Raw genomic sequence first — 19,197 nt, 5'->3', positions numbered from 1 at the left:
AACTTTCCTTGCTACACTTTTATTTTACTTCTTGCGCAAACGAAAGTATGTGATTTTTATCACAATATATAGAAATTAATAAAAATAGAGCCGTGTGGAGTGCACGGCTCCATTTTTATTGAACTTGAGAGTTAAAAGTCATTATCCAAATCGATCCTGCTACAATCGTAATAACAAAGACGATTCCAAGTATTAAAGCCATCACATTATAACGAGGCTTCTCTCCGTCTTTAATATGCATGAAGAAAAACAGTTGAATGAAAAATTGAAGCACGGCCATTCCTAGAATGCTAGCTAGTAATATATTTTTAGCAAATACGTGGTTTAATACCAGCATCAGAGGAATAACGGTTAAAATAATAGAGAAAATAAATCCTATTGTATAAGCTTTTAACGATCCATGGTTCTCCATCTACATCACCCCCATTAAATACACAACCGTGTAAAGGAAGATCCAGACAGCATCAAGAAAATGCCAGTATAAGCTGATAATCGTCACTTTTCGCTTTGTTACAGAGGTAATTCCATATCGTTTTAATTGGATTGTAATTGAAATCATCCAAATGATGCCGACAGAAACGTGCAGCCCGTGCGTACTAACTAGCGTATAGAAAGCTGTAAAAAATGCGCTGGTGGAAATGGTTGCTCCTTCATGAACCATTGTTTGAAATTCATGAATTTCAAGGCCCACAAAGCACATACCTAAAAGCAGAGTTACGATTAGCCAGCCAATTAAAGGTTTTATTTTTCCCTTGTGCATGCTCAGCACAGCTAATCCGCTCGTAAAGCTGCTCGTTAATAAGATAAACGTTTCAGAAACAAATCCTGGAACTTCAAAAAATTCCTTTCCTGTAAGGCCTCCCGCAGTATGATTAACAAGAACGGCATACGTAGCAAATAATGCTCCAAATAGGATGCAGTCCGTTACGAGGAAAAGCCAAAAACCCATAACTTTGATTCCTTCATCATGTTCATCATGATGTTCTTCGTGGTGCGCTGTCGCATAAGCCATGTCAGCCAACCCTCCCTACTGAATCTTCTGTATGCCGAATTTCATCCACCGGAATATAATAGTCCGAGTTGTATTGAAAAGAACGAACTAGTAAACAAGCTCCGACTCCTGCCAAACCGAATATCGCCATCCACACCCAGTGGAACGTTAAGCCAAAACCAGCAATGAACCAGAAAACCGACATGATAAATGGAATACCTGAATTCTTAGGCATATGAATCGGAGAGAAAGCAGCTGTTTCCTTCGCTTTTTTCTTTTTTCTTTCTTCTTTTGTTGTCCACCACGCATCTTGCCCCGCTACTGTTGGAATCACTGCAAAATTGTAGTGCGGCGGCGGTGAAGGGATGGACCATTCTAATGTACGTCCATTCCAAGGATCCCCCGTTACATCTCGTTCTCCGTACTTAATGCCATGAAGAATCTGCCATGCTTGAAAGATAAACCCTATGCCCATAAAGAAAGCTCCGACTGTAGAGATAACGTTCAGCGGTCCCCATCCCATGTCAAAGTTGTACGTATAAATACGGCGCGTCATTCCCATAAACCCTAATGCGTATTGAGGCATGAAGCATACGTAAAAACCAATATTCCATGTCCAAAACGCCCATTTACCAAGACGGTCATTTAATTTAAAGCCAAACATTTTTGGCCACCAATAGTACAAACCTGCAAAAAAGCCGAATACAACGCCTCCAATTAACACTTGGTGAAAGTGTGCAACTAAAAAGTAGCTATTATGATACTGATAGTCTGCGGGAGCTGCTGAAAGCATAACACCCGTTGCTCCTCCCACAACAAAACACGGGATAAAAGCAATTGTCCATAGCATTGGCTGCGTCATTTGAATGCGGCCGCGGAACATCGTAAATAACCAGTTGAACACTTTAACACCCGTTGGAATTCCGATAGCCATCGTCGTAATAGCAAAAAACACATTCACATTAGCACCTGCACCCATCGTAAAGAAATGATGTACCCATGTGAAATACGATAGAACGCTAATAATCATCATTGAAAAAACCATAGACTTATAGCCAAATATCTTCTTTTGAGAAAACGTTGCAACGATTTCAGAAAAAATGCCGAATGCAGGAAGTACAACGATATACACTTCAGGATGTCCCCACATCCAAATTAAGTTAATGTACATCATTGGATTTCCTCCGCCGGTCATAGTAAATAAGTGTCCGTCAAAGAAGCGGTCAATAAACAATAAAGCAAGCGTTACGGTTAATACAGGAAACGCGAAAATGATAATAATACAGCTTGCTAGAACGGACCACGTGAATAGCGGCATATGCATAAGTTTCATGCCCGGTGCACGCATTTTTAAAATAGTCATAATAAAATTAATTCCAGAAGCCAAGCTGCCAATACCTGATATTTGAATACCCCAAATATAAAAATCTTGACCTGGTCCAGGACTGAACTGCATGCCAGAAAGCGGCGGATAACTCAACCATCCTGCATCTGGCGAGCCGCCGATGACAAACGACAAATTAAAAAGCATGGCGCCAAAGAAAAATAGCCAAAAGCTTACCGCGTTTAAAAAAGGATAGGCGACATCTCTTGCTCCAATTTGAAGCGGCACAACAATGTTAAAGAACGCAAACATAAGCGGCATTGCCATAAATAGAATCATAATAGTTCCGTGCGTAGTAAAAATTTCGTTGTAATGATTAGAATCTAGAAAATGCCACTGAGGGAATGCTAGTTGAATACGCATTAATAGTGCATCTACTCCGCCTCGAAACAGCATTAATAATGAAGAAAGCATATACATAATTCCAATTTTTTTATGATCGACCGTTGTAAGCCACTCACGCCATAGCCACTTCCACTTTTTAAGATACGTAAGAACAAAAATAATACCGGCTAGTGTTAACAAAATGGCAACATCTGCTCCATAAATCATCGGTTCTCCTGTCACAAAAAAATGAGATGAAAAATCTTTTAATTTGTCTAACAACTTAGTTTCCTCCTTCCTGGTGCTCGTGCTGTGCATGTACTTGTTCTTCAGAAGCCACATTCATAGTCTTCATGTCTTCATTTTTCATATGGTGATGCTGACTATAATATTGACCACCGTTTTTAATTACAGTTTCTTGAAATAAGCCTTTAGGAATGGTAGAATACGATTTTTCTAGAGAAAGACCTTGTTTGGCAAGACTGTTATAATCAGCTTTTGTTAAAGCTGGTGATGTTTCTTTCACTTGCTTTACCCACTGATTAAATTCTTTTGTCGATGTAGATTTAACTTTAAAATTCATATGAGCGAATCCTTCACCCGTAAAATTCGCACCCGAACCAAAATATTCTCCCTTGTGATCAGCTTGCAGCCAAAGCCCCATTGCCATTCCCGGCATGGTATATAATTGTCCTCCCAGCTCCGGTACCCAAAAAGAATTCATAGGTGCATCTGACGTTAGCACGAATTGAACGGGCACATCTTTTGGAATGTTGACATAGTTCACTGTCGCAATATCTTGATCCGGATATTGAAATAACCATTTCCAGTCAAGAGACGTTACTTCAATCGTTAGCGGCTTTACATCTTTTTGCGGCGGATCTACTAAGTCATACGTTGTTCTGGCCGTAGCGAAACCTAAAATACCAATAATAATAATGGGGATGCCCCACCAAATAAATTCAAGACGCTTGCTATCGTCCCAGTCTGGCCGATACGGAGCCTTGTTTCCAGGCTTATCACGGTAGCGTAAAACGATATACACAAGCAGACCTAAAACAGGAATAACAACAATTGTGCATAAAATTATCGAAAAAATAATTAACTGGTATTCTTTTTGAGCCACCGCCCCCTGCGGGTTTAAAATCAAATAACGACTATCACAGCCTGCTAAAAAAATTGTGATGAATACGGAGAGAATGATTAACTTGCTAATATGCATTGATTTTTGCTTTCTCACCTAAGTTCAGGCTCCCTTCCTCTAAATCTCTGTACATAATAATGGTATATAAACGTTCATATTAGAGAAGCATCTCAACAGATCAAAAGGCTAAAAACCTCCTAACATATTGAAGTTTGTCATGACATATTGCTTACTCCTAAAAAATTATCATGTTGCGTTGTTAAAGGGTGTGATATTTATCACACTTGAAGCGATTTTTATCTAGTTTAAATGGCTTTACCATAATTTCGTCACATATTTGGTTAAATGTGGTGTGAAAGAGGAGGGTCAGCATTGCCTTGTGACTAGCCTAATAAAAGCAAAAAACTCTTCCAGTTTTTATTAACTGGAAGAGTTTTTTCATAAGTATTAGATGAAGTATTGAGCTTTAACACTTACTGATTTGCTTGTTTGACCTGCTGAAACGTCCAATCAATCATTTTCTGATTTTGATAAGTGGGAACCCATGAAGCATGATCTACTTTAATTCTTTAGGATATTCCGTATATAGTGGATGCCCCCAGATTTTTTGTAAATTCATTGCACCGTTATTTATATTTACGATGAAACACTCCTCATAAAGAAAACTATATTTCTATTTTCAAAGAGACTTATCACTATAGCAACATTTTTTAAAAAAGCTATTCACTTTCTTCATAAAGATTACATATTAAAAACACCTAAAGATAGTTTAGGTGTTTTTGAAATTTTTATATTCATCTATTCTCTAAGTAAAAGCTCAATGGTTATATGGCCTTCTTACTCTTTGAAGCCCCTACTTTTTTTCTCCACATATTTTCCATTTGTTCGAGAGTTTTACCTTTTGTTTCAGGAACAAATTTCCAGACAAACAAAGCAGAAAGTATACTCATTAAACCGTAAAAACCATATGTTAATCCTCCGCTATATTCCATCATCACGGGATATGTAGAGGAAATAAAATAGTTAGCCGCCCACTGAGCAGCTACGGCAATAGCTACAGCACGACCTCTAATTTTATTAGGAAAAATCTCTGAAATGAGCACCCAACAAATTGGTCCCCATGACATCATAAAGGAAGCTGTATAAATAATGATAAATACAAGCGTCCCTATACCAATGATGTTTGCAAAAGCCATGCTTGCTACACCGAACATTCCAATGGCCATTCCGATAGATCCTGTTATTAATAAAGGTTTTCTTCCCAAACGATCAACCGTCAAAATTGCAATTACTGTAAAAATAACGTTTACTAATCCCATAATAATGGTTTGCAGCATAGAAGAACCTTTAGCTGCTCCCATGCTTTCAAAAATACGCGGAGCATAATATAGAGCTACATTGATTCCTACAAACTGTTGAAATACAGAAAGCAGTATACCTACAACGATAACTAATTTTCCATATGCCAATAATTTTCCAGACGAAACATTGGTAGAAATTGTTTGTTTAATATCTTCTAAAATTGATTTTGCTTCTGAAGATCCATTAATTTTAGTTAGTATGGCTAAAGCTTTTTGATCTTGATTCTGTATAGCTAAGTAGCGAGGCGTTTCAGGAACTAAAAACAAGAGTGATGCAAAGAGTAAAGCTGGAATAGCTCCTGAAGCAAACATGTATCTCCAACCTACATCATTAATCCATTCTAAGGTTTCCCCATTTGCAATACCCCAATTCACGAAGTAAACGACTAACATTCCAAAAATAATCATAAATTGATTGAATGATACCAATCTGCCGCGAATATCTGCCGGTGCAATTTCTCCTATATAGATGGGACAAATGGCTGATGCTAAGCCAACACCAATCCCACCTATAATGCGGTAGAAGTTAAAAGCTAGTAACAAAGAGAGTGTCGGTTCCCCTTTTGTGAAAAATAAAAACTCAGGGTAAGAAGCGCCCAACGCTGAGACTATAAAAAGAATAGCTGCTAGTATAAGTGATTGTTTGCGTCCTAGTTTCGTCGCAAAATAACCAGATACCAATCCTCCAATAATACATCCTATTAAAGCACTTGATACAGTAACACCGTGTGCTAAAGATCCTAACCCTAAGCTGTCAATAAGATACACCTTTAATGATTCTTCAGCTCCAGATATTACAGCTGTATCATATCCAAACAGTAACCCTCCGATAGCGGCAACTAAAGTAATAGAAAAAATATATAATGAGTTTCGATTTTGTTTCATGCGTTGTTAAAAGCAGTTAGTTAAGAGTAACAGTAGAAGTTCTATTTCTAACTGAGTTCGCATTTATTTGAATGCGTTTTCAAATTTTTGGAACACAAAAGAAATTTTCGTCGTCTATTCGACTAACTGCTCTTATCCTCCCCTCCAATGTACGTATTTTTCTAGTGAATCAAATCTTACTACAGCATTTTCTATACTTCCTTTTGTGTCAGGTATATCGATATACAACCATAATTAATTGATACAAGCTACTTTCATATGAAGCTCCTTTTTAAAGTAAGGTTGCATATTTTGCAACCTATTACTTCCTTTTAAATTCGCCTAGCTTTTTACTTAAGTCGTTTGTTTGAAGGTAGACTTCTTTATATAATTCATAAAGCTGTTTATAGACTTGTACATGTTCTACGTTAGGATAATATGTTTTCGAAGAGGTGATAAATACGTTTGCACACTCTTCCAATGAGTTATACCAGCCACAGCCATAAGCTGCTAGCATGGCTGCTCCTAACGCTGGGCCTTGTTCAGTAGACAACTTTACGATTTTTGCATTAAAAACGTCTGCTTGAATTTGAAGCCAATGATCATTTTTTGCTCCTCCCCCAATTGATACAATAGACGTAATTTCCTTTCCGCTTTCTCGAAAGATTTCAATTGATTCACTTAATGAAAACGTAATACCTTCAATAACTGCTCGCGTAAAGTCTCTCTTTTTATGAGAAGCGTCCATTCCTATAAAACTTCCCCGAATCGTAGCATCTGCATGCGGTGTACGTTCCCCAACTAAGTAAGGGGTAAATAAAAGGCCGTTTGATCCGATTGGTACATTTTTTAGGTCAGCCAACAATTCTTCAAACGTGTCGTTTTCTGCGAAATTTTCCTTAAACCAGCTTAAACTGTGACCCGCAGATAGCGTAACGCCCATCGTATAAAAGGCATTTTCTTTTCCATGATTAAAATAATGGACTTTTCCATTAAAGTCTCTATCGCTTCGTTCCTCATAAGAAAGAACAACACCCGATGTCCCAATGCTACATAGTGTTTCCCCTGGCGATAAAATGCCGGCGCCAATTGCTCCGCAAGCATTATCAGCTCCACCTGCAAATACTTTTGTTGAAGTAGCTAACCCCGTTTTTTGAGAGAATAATTCACTAATATTGCCTATGCATTCACTAGATTCGACTAGTGGCGGACACAGGTTAATATTGACTCCTACTAATTGGCAAAGCTCACTATCCCATTTTTTCTTGCTGATGTTTAATAATAATGTACCGGCAGCATCTGAATATTCACTATGAATAAAGCCAGTCATCTTAAAACGCAAATAGTCTTTGGGCAGCATAAATACAGCTGTTTTTTCAAATATATCCGTTTCATACTCTTTTACCCACAATAACTTAGGAAGAGTAAATCCTTCTAAAGCCTGGTTTTTTGTTATTTCTAAAAGACGTTTTTCTCCAATCACTTTATAGAGGTGATGACATTGTTCTGTTGTTCTTGTGTCATTCCACAAAATAGCGTTACGTAATAGGTTATAGTTTTCATCCAGCAGCACAAGGCCATGCATTTGTCCAGAATAACTAATTCCTTCTATATCTTCGGGTTTTATATTAGCGTTAGCAATTAATTCATTTAAAGCACTAGCCGTCTGCTGCACCCATTCTTCAGGATTCTGTTCGCTATACCCTGTTTTTTCATGAAGGAGGGGATAATTTTTAGAAACCACAGCGCAAATCTCGCCTTTTGTATCAACTAAAACCGTTTTTACCGCACTTGTTCCTAGATCAATTCCAATTACATATTTCATCTTGATACCTCCGCGTTTATAAACGAGAGTAGAATTGTTTCTACTCTCGTTTGTCCTTTAAACTTCCAAAATATATTGATTTAAAATGGCCTTTAATCGTTCTTGTCTTCCTGATTTATTCACAATATTCGGATTTTTAAACGCGTACTGCTCCAGTGTATGGAAGTTCGCTTTTCCTTCCACAATCTCAAGCCCAATTCCCTCTTTAAAGCTGCTGTAGCGCTCGTTGATAACGTTTTCGAAAACACGATCTTCTACTAATTTATGTGCTACTTTCAATCCTCGAGCAAACGCATCCATTCCTGCTACATGAGCATAGAGTAAATCGTCTTGTTCAAAAGAACCTCTGCGTACTTTGGCATCAAAGTTTAATCCTCCGCTTCCCAGCCCTCCATTTTGCAGGATTTCATACATTGCTAGCGTTGTAGAATATAAATCCGTTGGGAATTCATCTGTATCCCAGCCTAAAAGAGGGTCACCTTGGTTTGCATCCACCGATCCTAAGAAGCCTTGTACTCTAGCTACTCGTAATTCGTGTTCAAATGTATGCCCAGCTAACGTTGCGTGGTTAGCTTCTAGATTAAGTTTGAAGTATTTATCTAATCCGTATTGTCTTAAAAATGAAATAGTTGTTGCTGCATCGGTATCATACTGATGTGTCGTAGGCTCTTTAGGTTTAGGTTCAATTAAAAACTGCCCCGTATATCCAATTTCGGTTGCGTAATCTACAGCCATATGCATAAATCTAGCTAAGTTATCTAACTCTAACTGTAAATTCGTGTTAAGCAGTGTTTCATATCCCTCACGGCCGCCCCAGAATACATAATTTTCTGCGCCTAGTTCTTTTGCTGTTTCAAGCCCCTTTTTTACTTGAGCCGCCGCATAAGCAAATACATCTGCATTACAAGAAGTAGCTGCACCATGAACGAACCGGGGATTTGTAAACATATTCGCTGTGTTCCATAATAGCTTTACGTTACTTGTTTGCATATATTCTTTGATCATAGTGACGATAACATCAAGATTTTTATTTGTTTCTTGCAACGTACTGCCCTCAGGAGCAATGTCTCGATCATGAAATGCAAAGAATGGAACATTTAATGTTTCAAAAAGTTGAAAAGCTGCCTCAACTCTAGCTTTTGCTAAATCCATTCCATCATATCTATCCCAAGATCTTTGCATAGTAGCTGCGCCAAAAGGATCCGTACCATCTGCCGTAAACGTGTGCCAGTAAGCAATAGAAAAACGCAGCTGATCTTTCATTGTTTTACCGCCTACTACTTCTTCAGGATTATAGTATTTAAAAGCTAAAGGATTTTTAGAATCTTTACCTTCGTATAAAACTTTGTTTACGCTTTCAAAATAATTAATTTTATTAGTACTAGTTTGGACCATTTGTCATTTCCCCCTTTGATTTAAGTGAACAAGCTTATCCATCCACTATCTTAATTCGGTTAGTTTGTTTACCCAATAAACTAACTTTATTTCATCATATACAAAATAAATGTTTATTTCAATGTTTTTTTTAGAAAATTTAGTTATAATATTAGATATGATACTTTTAAATATCTAATTCAAGCTTCAAAAAACACCAACTTAGTTTGATAGATAAACAAAGGAGTGGTTATTATTCAAATTGCAGATCAAGCTTTAGTAAAAAAAATGAATCAAAAATTAATATTAGATGAAATTTTAAAGAACTCCCCTATCTCCAGGGCAACTCTCTCTGAGATTACAGGATTAAACAAGTCTACTGTCTCCTCTCAAGTAAATACACTGCTTGAAAAAGATTTTATTTTTGAAATTGGGGCAGGGCAATCCAGAGGCGGCAGAAGACCTGTAATGCTTGTTTTTAATAAGAATGCAGGCTACTCGATCGGTATCGATATAGGAGTCGACTATCTTAACGGAATTCTAACCGACTTAGAAGGAAATATTATTCTTGAGAAGACTTCTGACTTGTCTAGTTCTTCTGCTAGTGAAGTAAAAGAGATTTTATTTGCACTTATCCATGGTTTTGTAACCCATATGCCTGAGTCCCCTTATGGTCTAGTGGGAATAGGGATTTGTGTTCCAGGTCTTGTAGATCGTCATCAGCAAATTATTTTTATGCCTAACTTAAATTGGAATATCAAAGATTTGCAGTTTTTAATTGAGAGTGAGTTTAATGTTCCGGTTTTTGTTGAAAATGAAGCTAATGCAGGAGCATACGGTGAAAAAGTATTTGGTATGACAAAAAACTATGAAAACATCGTTTACATCAGTATTAATGTCGGAATTGGAACTGGACTTGTTATTAATAACGAATTGTATAAAGGTGTTCAGGGTTTTTCTGGGGAAATGGGTCATATGACGATAGATTTTAATGGCCCCAAATGTAGCTGTGGAAATCGGGGCTGTTGGGAATTATATGCTTCTGAAAAAGCGTTACTGGCTTCGCTCTCTAAAGAAGAAAAGAATATTTCTCGAAAAGAGATTGTGGAACGTGCAAATAAAAATGATGTAGAAATGTTAAATGCACTTCAAAACTTTGGCTTTTATATCGGAATTGGATTAACCAATATTCTTAATACATTTGATGTAGAAGCTGTTATCTTGAGAAATCATATAATTGAATCTCATCCCATTGTTTTAAATACGATTAAAAACGAAGTTTCTTCTAGAGTCCATTCTCATTTAGACAATAAATGTGAACTATTGCCTTCTTCGTTAGGAAAAAATGCACCTGCTTTAGGAGCGGTTTCTATCGTTATTGATTCTTTTTTAAGTGTTACCCCTATAAGTTAGTTAAGTGAACGCAAAGGTTAGCAAACTATATCACGTTTGATCTTAATAATGAAGCAGCTATTTTCGATTAATTGATTTTCTATAAAAGGGAAAGAATTACCCTCTTCTAATAAGAGTGTTATGTCTGTCTCCGCCACCTTTTCCATCCCATGCAGCCAGTCACCTATCATAACGGCAACTGGCTGTTTATATGTTATTGGCAACCTGCTCTTTTCTAAACTAAGGAGAGTCTTGCCTTTTGGGTTAATTTACCTGCTTTTCAAATTATGAAGCATGTCTTGTCAGAGTAGTTATGACTTCCTTATATTCCTCTAACTCTTTGGTCTGTGCGAGAGTCTTGATTTTCTGTAGCGATAAAAGAGAGCTCTGAATAATAAATGTGCGAGGCTCCGTATCATTTTGCAGTAATTCATCAGATATAAACGTCACAAATTCCAGACTCTTCTTTTGTTCCTCTTCATTTGTTAGTTTATTTTCAATCACCCGTTTTAACTTCGCGGTTACGCGCGTAAGCTCAGTCGAAAAATGACTTTCTGTTTTCTCATTAAATACCGCAGAGTAAACGGAAGGATTAAATAACTGTTCTTTTTGTTCTGCTACTTTGATTACGATTTCCTCTGTACGCTTCATACAATAAGTGACGATTTGTTCGATAGGCAATGGATAGTTTAGTGCTTTATTCATTTTAAATATATTGTTAAGCATTCCTTCTAGCAGCACGGCTCCATCAAATAAATAAGGAGAAGTCTTAGACGGGAAAATCTCCTGAAAGCGTTCATATATCCAGTTGAATGTTGCTGCTTTTAACTCCTCTATATATTGAAATGTTTTGACTTCATTTAAAACGAGTGTACTTTCAATCATTTCAGGAATTTTGTTTTGTTCTGCAAAGTTCAGCATAAAAATTATCTGTTCTTCAAATACCTTCTGATTATCTCCTTTATATTCAATGGCTACTTTTTCTCTTTGTAGAATAAGTGATTCTTGCAAAGACGAAAGTAATGAGAGAAGCAGTTCGCTTTTAGATGAAAAATATTTATAAAATGTTCCTTTTGAAATACCGCTTCTTTCTAATATATCTTGTACCGAAGTGTCTACGTATCCTTTTTCCATAAAAAGCTGGTGCGTATGCCCTAAAATATCGAGCTGTTTTTGATTCATTGCTGCTACTCCTCTGTTTACAATTTACTTTTTATTTAGTATAACTTATCTGCCTTTTCCTACGTGAATTTTATCCTTTTTCCTTGATAAACAACTAAAAATAATTATATACTATTAGTACATTTTTATACATGTAGTATAAAAATGTACTATGTGTATACATTAATTCAACAAAGTAATTATTTATATCTAGTAAGTAACAACTACTAAGCGCTGTGTAGCTAGTAGATTCCAAATTTATACCTATTCTGAAGGAGGAATAAGATCATATGAACAAAGAAGTCATTCCCGTTACAGAAATCCCAAAATTCCAATCACGTGCAGAAGAGTTTTTCCCTATCCAATGGTATAAAGAAATGCTGAACAACTACCCTGTTTATTTTCATGAAGAAACAAACACATGGAATGTATTCCAATACGACCATGTTAAACAAGTCTTGAGCAACTACGAATTTTTTTCAAGTGATGGGCAAAGAACCACTATTTTTGTTGGAGATAATAGTAAGAAAAAAAGCACATCTCCAATTACCAATCTTACAAACTTAGATCCTCCTGACCACCGGAAAGCGCGATCTTTGCTTGCTGCAGCCTTTACTCCTCGCAGTTTAAAGAACTGGGAACCGCGAATCAAACAAATTGCAGCAGACCTTGTAGAAGCGATACAAAAGAATTCAACTATTAATATTGTTGACGATTTATCTTCTCCTTTTCCTAGTTTAGTTATAGCAGATCTATTCGGCGTACCGGTAAAAGACCGATATCAGTTCAAAAAATGGGTAGATATTCTGTTTCAGCCTTATGACCAAGAAAGATTAGAAGAGATTGAACAAGAAAAGCAACGTGCAGGAGCTGAATATTTTCAATACCTCTACCCGATTGTCACTGAAAAGCGCTCCAACCTTTCTGATGATATTATCTCAGACTTAATTCAAGCCGAAGTTGATGGTGAAACATTCACAGATGAAGAAATTGTACACGCTACCATGCTGCTTTTAGGTGCAGGAGTTGAAACCACAAGTCACTCCATTGCAAATATGTTTTATTCTTTTTTATATGACGACGAGTCGTTATACAGCGAGCTGAGAAACAATAGAGAATTAGCTCCAAAAGCAGTAGAAGAAATGCTTCGATATCGGTTTCACATCTCCAGACGAGATCGGACGGTTAAACAAGATAACGAGCTATTAGGTGTTAAGCTAAAAAAAGGAGATGTCGTTATTGCGTGGATGAGCGCATGTAATATGGATGAGAATATGTTTAAAAACCCTTTTTCTGTAGACATTCACCGCCAAACTAATAAAAAACACTTAACGTTTGGGAACGGACCTCATTTTTGTTTGGGCGCCCCTCTTGCCCGACTTGAAATGACAATCATATTAGAAGCCTTTTTAGAGGCCTTTTCTCATATCGAACCATTTGAAGATTTTGAATTAGAATCGAATTTAACAGCTTCAGCTACCGGTCAATCTTTAACGTATTTGCCGATGGCGGTTTACAAATAAAGTCTATGTGCATGACAAAGTAGAGAAACATGAAAGAAGTCTATCTTCTCTCATGTTTCTCTTTTCCTTTATTATCTCGTTTAATTATTTATGTACCAAGTTTAGGAGGCCGTTAATATGATTTAAAGCAGACAGTGCCGAAATTTAAGTGACGATGAGCTGGTTCAACTATTGCCTTCTCTGCCTTAATACATCTTCTATAAAATGCTGATAAAAATAATTAATAAGAGCAGTCGCAATCGAGATGACAAAAAGTTGAAAACGCGTCATGTTGACCATTTTGTATACCTTTAGTTTTTCTGCCAGACTCGTCAAAGGATAAGCAAATAGATAATCAAATAGAACGTTAATCAGCAAATATTTTTTGAAATTTCCATAGGTCAGCTTGAATACCCAAAAATTAGCTATAAAAAAAGGTCCAAAGATAAAAGAAATGTCGCTTGAAAGTTTAGGAAAAAGAGGTTTTCTCACTTTCCACCAAGTAAAGCTTTTAGATAACTCACTTATAAAAGCAATAACTAATGAACTAAATGTTAAAACAGGTAGGTATCTTTTGAAGACAAATTTATCAACTTTTACTATAGACAGCCAAGGCAATAAAAGTACTGCCAAAAGCGTTAACTTTCCTTTCATTATGTACCCAACTCCTGCCGTTACGAAAATGTAAGCTAGATCATATCCTCTTTAGTTTGTGTAATAGGCTCTTTTTTATGTGCTTATTACACTGCGTTAGTTTTTTTATTCCCCTTTTATTACAAGATTCTTTGCTTTCAGGAAATTATTGATTCTCATATTCTGCATGTGCATGGAGAAAATACGGAGGTGAATGTTTAAAAGGAGGAATTAAAAATGACTACAGTACGTGAAGTTATGACTAAAGATGTGAAAGCTTGTGCACCGCACGACCCAGTAACAGCTGCTGCAAAATTAATGCGTGATATTAATTGTGGCTCTGTGCCAGTGTGTCAAGAAAATCGAGTAATGGGAATGATCACAGACCGTGATATCGTGTTAAACTGCGTGGCGGATGGAAAAGATTGCAACACTGTGCATTGCCATGATTGTATGACTAAAGATGTGATTACATGTTCTCCGGATACGGATATTCATGAATGTGCACGTATGATGGCCGATCATCAAATTCGCCGCATTATTGTAGTGGAGAATAATAATATGGTTGGAATCTGTGCAATCGGCGACCTTGCGACCGTGAACGTATATGTTGATGAAGCCGGTGCAGCATTGAGCGAAATTTCTAATCAAGTTCATTAAAATTTTTTAGCATATAAATCCTTAATGTTTGTACAAAATAACCCTGTCTGCAAGGAGGTGCTAATATGCCAAATTTAAACGATAACAAATTTAAAAAGATTCAGTCTGAGAGTCAAAAGCAAGGAAAGTCTCAAGAAGAATATGCAGCTGAGCTTGACGCTAATCGTGCAAAAAGCCAAAAGAAAAAGTAAGAATAAAAAAGGATTACAATCGGCAGAGGCTCGTTTGTAATCCTTTTTGTCTTTGTCATCCCGTTTTGTTACAGGCTGCGATCAGTTATAAATGTATAGTGAGTATGCGCTTCATACTTCTCACCTGGCTTTAATACACAAGAAGGAAAATGCTGATGATGAATAGCGTCTGGTAAACCTTGTGTTTCTAGGCAAACACCGAGGTATTTCTCTGAGTGAACGCCTCTAATTTCAAATTCTTCGTCTAGATGATTTCCAGTATAGAGAACAACTGAAGGCTGATCCGTTTTGACTTCTATTTTGCGGCCGCTTGCAGGATCAAATAATGACATCTGATTTTCAGCTTCTTCTTCTAAAAGAAATGGATGATCGTAGCCTTTACCCACTAATATATTTTGCGGATGTGTAGAGTCCACACCTTCCTTGAGACTATGTCCTTCTCTAAAATCAAATGGGGTATCTGTGACGTTTAACACTTCTCCAGTAGGTAAAAGATCATCATTCAACTCTAAGAATTCGTTACTTTTCAACTTCAAAACATGATCCAAGACCGTTTCTTTTAGATTTCCGCTTAAATTGAAATACGTATGGTTTGTTAGATTGATAAGAGTGTATTGATTTGTTGTTCCTTCATAAGAAATATGGAACTCATTTTTATTCGTTAATGTATACGTAACTTTCACTTCAAGGTTGCCGGGATACCCTTCTTCTCCGTCTTTACTTACATATGTAAATTCAACACCTACATGATCACTTGCTTCAATTATTTTGGCATTCCATATTTTGTGACTAAATCCTTCTGATCCGCCATGCAAGTGGTTGTTTCCTTCATTTTTCTCTAGACGATAGGTTTCATTATTAAGCTCAAAAGCTGCTCCACCTATACGCCCTGCTACGCGTCCGACCACAGCTCCGAAATAAGGAGAATACTTTTGGTATTCTTCTATTGAATCAAATCCTAATACAACACTTTCAATCTTCCCTTCAGAATCCGGCATTTCAATATTTGATATTACACATCCATAGTCAAGGCAGGTGATTTTAAGCCCTTCATCATTTAATAAGGTATAAGCATGTACAGCTTGATTGTTTAGTTCGCCAAATTTCTCTGAGTTCACTTTCACTTTTAATCAGTCCAATCCTCTTTTTATTCGTAAATTGCTTAACGGACCCTACATGTTATAAACATCGGATATGTTGTTATAGTTCCCTCTGCAATCCTTCCTGAATCTTCATTATTCTCATTTTATTGTAATCGTGTACATTTCTTAATTCAAGCTTGAATGATAAAGGCTGGCCACTGTATGTCACTGCTATTTCTTCAGTATTCCTAAGTATTCTTCCCAAGGTCCTACATCTTCTCTATATCGTTCTGCCATTACTCGAACAATTTGCGCAATATGCGTTAAATCATGAGCAACCCAAGTCGAGAGCAGTTCTCTCACTTTTACTTCCCCAAACTCCGGGTGTTCTCCTCTCACTTCCAGATGTTTTTCGTGCTTAACTAGCAGCTTTAGTTGATGTAAATTCTGTATTCTTACCTTTTTGAATTCAAGAAGCTTCTCTTCAATAGAACTAGCAGATTCCTTGTTTAAATGGGCATAGCGGTCAAACGGAGGAAAAGCTCCCTCTTTACCTTTTTGAAGGATAAATTCTAGCCTTGGTATCCAATTGTTTTTTTCTGCTTCTATTAAATGTTCTATGACTTCGGAGGTATTCCACGTTCCTTCTCCTTCATTGCATTGCAGCCACCCTGCAGATAGACCAGACAAAAGTTTTTCGAGCGTTTGTGGTGTATGCCCAAGTATTTCAATCGCTTCTTTTAAATTAAAATTCATATCAATTCCCCTTTCTCGACCTAATGAAGCTGAGCTGTCAGTTATGTAAATCCTTTAGAGATTATAGTCAATTTTACCATAATTCGCTTCTATTAAAGGAGCCAACTATTTTTCTAATTCCTTTTATGATGACTAAAATAAAACGAGAACGTATGTTTTGTTTTTCTCTAGAAATATGATAAAATATATATAGGCTAAAACGCAGTGAGTATCAGTCTGAATAGGCACTGCTCATTCGTAAAATAGATTGCTAGCAACTTTTCATCTTGAGCTTTCCGTGTGAATTGGAGGGAGACAACAGTGAGTAAAAATCAAAAGCGATGGACAAAAGAAGAAGATAGGTTTCTCATCGAACATTACGGCGTGATGACGCTTCGAGAGATGGGTAAGCATTTATATAGAAGCAAGGAATCGGTTAATAAACGACTTACTCGATTAAATCTTCGTGCTTCGGATACAGCTTTACGTAAAAAATGGACGCTTGAACAAGATGCTTTTTTACAGGAGAACATCGATATCATGAATAACCGTGAAATGGCACACTCCTTAAGCAGAAGTCCTTCTTCTATTGCTACGCGCATAAAAGTTTTGGGACTAACACGAAAAACGGCGATGCGAAGATGGACAGTACAAGAAGACGAATATTTGCTAAGGTATTACGGGATAAAACCTCTTTCACACATATCAGCTAAATTACAGCGAAGTGTGCAAGCGTTAGAATCGAGGTTGAACCGTTTAGAAGTGTATGGAGCGAAAGCACACGTAGGACACATTACAGCGTGTGAACTAGCAGCCTGCCTTGAAGTAGATGTTCATACAATTTATAAGTGGGTTCATAAAGAGAAACTACCGTATAAAATGATCATCGCCAAGACCAGAAAATTTATGGGAATTGACATTCAATCTTTTTGGAAGTGGGCTGAACAAAATAAATCGTGCCTTAACTTTTTTAAAATACCTAAAAATACGCTTATTCCAGAACCAGCGTGGGTGAATGAACAAAGAAAACTAGACTATGTAAAACGCCCTAAATACGAGCATAAAAAGTGGACAGCAGAAGAAGATGCGAGATTGTGGCGTATGTTTTATCAGGAAAAGCGCAATCAGCGAGAAATTGGGCAGATGCTCGGGCGTTCGAGAAATAGCGTGCAGCGACGCTTAGAGCGTTTACGTAAAAAGAAACTAGCTAGTTAAACGATAAAAAGCTTGGGACAAGCATTATCCCAAGCTTTTTTCATTAATACGACTTTTTGTTAAGCTTTAACTGCTTTTTCCCAATCTGCTGCAAATTTTTCCATTCCTTGGTCAGTTAACGGATGTTTTGCTAATTGCTCAATAACAGCGTATGGAATTGTGGCAATATGGGCTCCTGCAAGTGCTACACGCGTTACATGATCCGGATGTCTTACAGATGCCGCAATGATTTGAGAGTCGATGTTTTGAACGCGGAATAACTCAGCAATTTTAGATACCAGCTGTACCCCGTCTTCTGAAATATCATCAAGACGTCCTAAAAACGGAGAAACATACGTCGCTCCAGCACGAGCTGCTAAAAGCGCTTGGTTTACTGTAAAGATTAGGGTTACATTTGTTTTTACGCCTTTTTTTGCAAGATAGCGCGTCGCTTCCAAGCCAGCCAATGTCATAGGGAGCTTAATCGTAATATTTTTATCTCCGTCGTTAATTTTAATCAGTTCTTCAGCTTGAGCAATCATGTCTTCAGCAGAAAGTGCGTCAGGCGTTACCTCAGCGGAAACGGATTCAACTTCAGGTACCATTTGAAGGATTTCTTCGATGCGGTCTTCAAATCTTACGCCTTCTTTTGCTACTAAAGATGGATTGGTTGTCACACCAGCTAGAACACCTACTTTGTATGCTTTCTTAATATCCTCAAGGTTTGCTGTATCAATAAAAAATTTCATCTCACTATTCCTCCTTATTGTTGTACATCAATCTGCATTTCAACTTGCTTGAACTATAGCCTAACCAATTTGCTGCAGGGCATATAGATTTTCTATAGAAGCGTTTTCAATCTCTTTTGCAGTTAATACCTTTAATTTTTCTAAAAATTGTATGGCGTCCACTCGGTCTTCAATGTCTTCCTCTGTACGAATATTCTCCGTTTTAATCTGATGGATACATTCGTTGATGACTTCTTTGTACGCATTCGTTTTGATAAACCATTCTGCTAATAGCGTTTTTGTTGCTTCTCTTTCTTCTTCACTTTTAACTGCAAACAAACTCTCTGTTTCCGTTTCACTCAGCATAAGGCTGCTAAAATCGTGATTCATACAAAGCCAAAAATAACCTTTTTGGCTATCGTAATACTTTCCTTCTCTTAAAAGAAAATACTTGATTCCAAATTTAATTTTATGAGATTGGTTCTCTGAACTCGGCATATGAATTTCTTTTATTTCTACGCTTTCTGATACATCCAGATATGTTTCTAAACCGTACTTTGTATTCACTACTTTTGCATCCAATATGTCCATCCTCATTCTCCTTTTCTCAAATTCTATTTATTTTTATAAAAACAGAGGTCTGATTTTATGT

Annotated in this window: 18 protein-coding genes; 5 read left to right on the top strand and 13 right to left on the bottom strand. The window is 36.9% G+C overall.

The features are described 5' to 3' along the window. Positions 1-115: 115 nt before the first annotated feature. The 7 genes from cyoD to xylA all read right to left on the bottom strand — a co-directional run bounded on the left by cyoD (position 116) and on the right by xylA (position 9,288). Positions 116-412, bottom strand: coding sequence for a cytochrome o ubiquinol oxidase subunit IV (gene cyoD / locus ACFX4E_RS15170; RefSeq protein WP_013056574.1), 297 nt, complete (start codon positions 410-412; stop codon positions 116-118). Continuing rightward, the gene (cyoC, locus tag ACFX4E_RS15165; RefSeq protein WP_043981922.1) at positions 413-1,012 is read right to left on the bottom strand and encodes a cytochrome o ubiquinol oxidase subunit III; all 600 of its coding nucleotides are present in this window, start codon (positions 1,010-1,012) and stop codon (positions 413-415) included. It abuts the gene before it with no gap. A 1-nt stretch (position 1,013) separates the two neighbouring features. Next, positions 1,014-2,981 carry a cytochrome aa3 quinol oxidase subunit I gene (qoxB, locus tag ACFX4E_RS15160; RefSeq protein WP_263034288.1) on the bottom strand — a complete coding sequence of 656 codons (1,968 nt, stop codon included), beginning with the start codon at positions 2,979-2,981 and terminating at the stop codon, positions 1,014-1,016. A 1-nt stretch (position 2,982) separates the two neighbouring features. Further along, entirely contained in the window at positions 2,983-3,921 is a 939-nt protein-coding gene (locus tag ACFX4E_RS15155) for a cytochrome c oxidase subunit II (RefSeq protein ID WP_377258737.1), read from the bottom strand. A 746-nt stretch (positions 3,922-4,667) separates the two neighbouring features. Then, positions 4,668-6,089 carry a D-xylose transporter XylE gene (xylE, locus tag ACFX4E_RS15150; RefSeq protein WP_377258705.1) on the bottom strand — a complete coding sequence of 474 codons (1,422 nt, stop codon included), beginning with the start codon at positions 6,087-6,089 and terminating at the stop codon, positions 4,668-4,670. Positions 6,090-6,390: 301 nt separating this feature from the next. Further along, entirely contained in the window at positions 6,391-7,893 is a 1,503-nt protein-coding gene (gene xylB / locus ACFX4E_RS15145) for a xylulokinase (RefSeq protein ID WP_377258708.1), read from the bottom strand. 57 nt (positions 7,894-7,950) lie between these two features. Continuing rightward, positions 7,951-9,288, bottom strand: a complete 1,338-nt coding sequence (xylA, locus tag ACFX4E_RS15140; RefSeq protein ID WP_377258711.1) for a xylose isomerase — start codon at positions 9,286-9,288, stop codon at positions 7,951-7,953. Between the two features lie 234 nt (positions 9,289-9,522). Between xylA and xylR the strand changes: the two genes are divergently transcribed. Continuing rightward, positions 9,523-10,680, top strand: coding sequence for a transcriptional repressor XylR (gene xylR, locus ACFX4E_RS15135; protein ID WP_028408895.1), 1,158 nt, complete (start codon positions 9,523-9,525; stop codon positions 10,678-10,680). A 264-nt stretch (positions 10,681-10,944) separates the two neighbouring features. Here the strand turns inward: xylR and ACFX4E_RS15130 are convergent, their stop codons facing one another. Further along, positions 10,945-11,841, bottom strand: coding sequence for a TetR/AcrR family transcriptional regulator (locus ACFX4E_RS15130; RefSeq protein WP_263034293.1), 897 nt, complete (start codon positions 11,839-11,841; stop codon positions 10,945-10,947). Between the two features lie 269 nt (positions 11,842-12,110). Between ACFX4E_RS15130 and ACFX4E_RS15125 the strand changes: the two genes are divergently transcribed. Further along, positions 12,111-13,343 (top strand): cytochrome P450, encoded by a 1,233-nt coding sequence (locus tag ACFX4E_RS15125; protein ID WP_377258714.1) that lies wholly within the window; start codon positions 12,111-12,113, stop codon positions 13,341-13,343. Positions 13,344-13,511: 168 nt separating this feature from the next. Here the strand turns inward: ACFX4E_RS15125 and ACFX4E_RS15120 are convergent, their stop codons facing one another. Further along, positions 13,512-13,976, bottom strand: coding sequence for a hypothetical protein (locus tag ACFX4E_RS15120; protein WP_028408898.1), 465 nt, complete (start codon positions 13,974-13,976; stop codon positions 13,512-13,514). A 216-nt stretch (positions 13,977-14,192) separates the two neighbouring features. On the opposite strand from ACFX4E_RS15120, the gene ACFX4E_RS15115 reads away from it, so the two are divergent. Both ACFX4E_RS15115 and ACFX4E_RS15110 read left to right on the top strand, forming a co-directional pair. Next, complete coding sequence (locus ACFX4E_RS15115) at positions 14,193-14,615, top strand: CBS domain-containing protein (RefSeq protein WP_013056563.1); 423 nt, start codon at positions 14,193-14,195, stop codon at positions 14,613-14,615. Between the two features lie 65 nt (positions 14,616-14,680). Next, entirely contained in the window at positions 14,681-14,806 is a 126-nt protein-coding gene (locus ACFX4E_RS15110; RefSeq protein ID WP_013056562.1) for a hypothetical protein, read from the top strand. Between the two features lie 68 nt (positions 14,807-14,874). On the opposite strand, the gene ACFX4E_RS15105 is transcribed toward ACFX4E_RS15110, so the two are convergent. Further along, positions 14,875-15,930: an aldose epimerase family protein gene (locus ACFX4E_RS15105; RefSeq protein ID WP_377258717.1), complete on the bottom strand. Its 1,056-nt coding sequence runs from the start codon at positions 15,928-15,930 to the stop codon at positions 14,875-14,877. Between the two features lie 189 nt (positions 15,931-16,119). Beyond that, on the bottom strand, positions 16,120-16,644 hold the full coding sequence (locus ACFX4E_RS15100; RefSeq protein ID WP_377258720.1) for a DinB family protein: 525 nt from the start codon (positions 16,642-16,644) through the stop codon (positions 16,120-16,122). Between the two features lie 300 nt (positions 16,645-16,944). Here ACFX4E_RS15100 and ACFX4E_RS15095 point away from each other — a divergent pair, with 300 nt between their 5' ends. After that, entirely contained in the window at positions 16,945-17,838 is an 894-nt protein-coding gene (locus tag ACFX4E_RS15095; RefSeq protein ID WP_377258723.1) for a sigma-70 family RNA polymerase sigma factor, read from the top strand. A gap of 59 nt (positions 17,839-17,897) precedes the next feature. Here ACFX4E_RS15095 and fsa read toward each other — a convergent pair whose 3' ends face one another. Beyond that, complete coding sequence (gene fsa, locus ACFX4E_RS15090; RefSeq protein WP_013082751.1) at positions 17,898-18,566, bottom strand: fructose-6-phosphate aldolase; 669 nt, start codon at positions 18,564-18,566, stop codon at positions 17,898-17,900. A gap of 60 nt (positions 18,567-18,626) precedes the next feature. After that, positions 18,627-19,136 (bottom strand): hypothetical protein, encoded by a 510-nt coding sequence (locus tag ACFX4E_RS15085; protein WP_098791481.1) that lies wholly within the window; start codon positions 19,134-19,136, stop codon positions 18,627-18,629. Positions 19,137-19,197 lie beyond the last annotated feature (61 nt).

The sequence above is a fragment of the Priestia sp. YIM B13491 genome (genome assembly GCF_042787605.1).
GTDB classification, from domain to species: Bacteria; Bacillota; Bacilli; order Bacillales; family Bacillaceae_H; genus Priestia; species Priestia megaterium_E.
The sequence above is the reverse complement of the archived record's forward strand: the minus strand, read 5'-3'. Positions and strand labels throughout refer to the sequence as shown.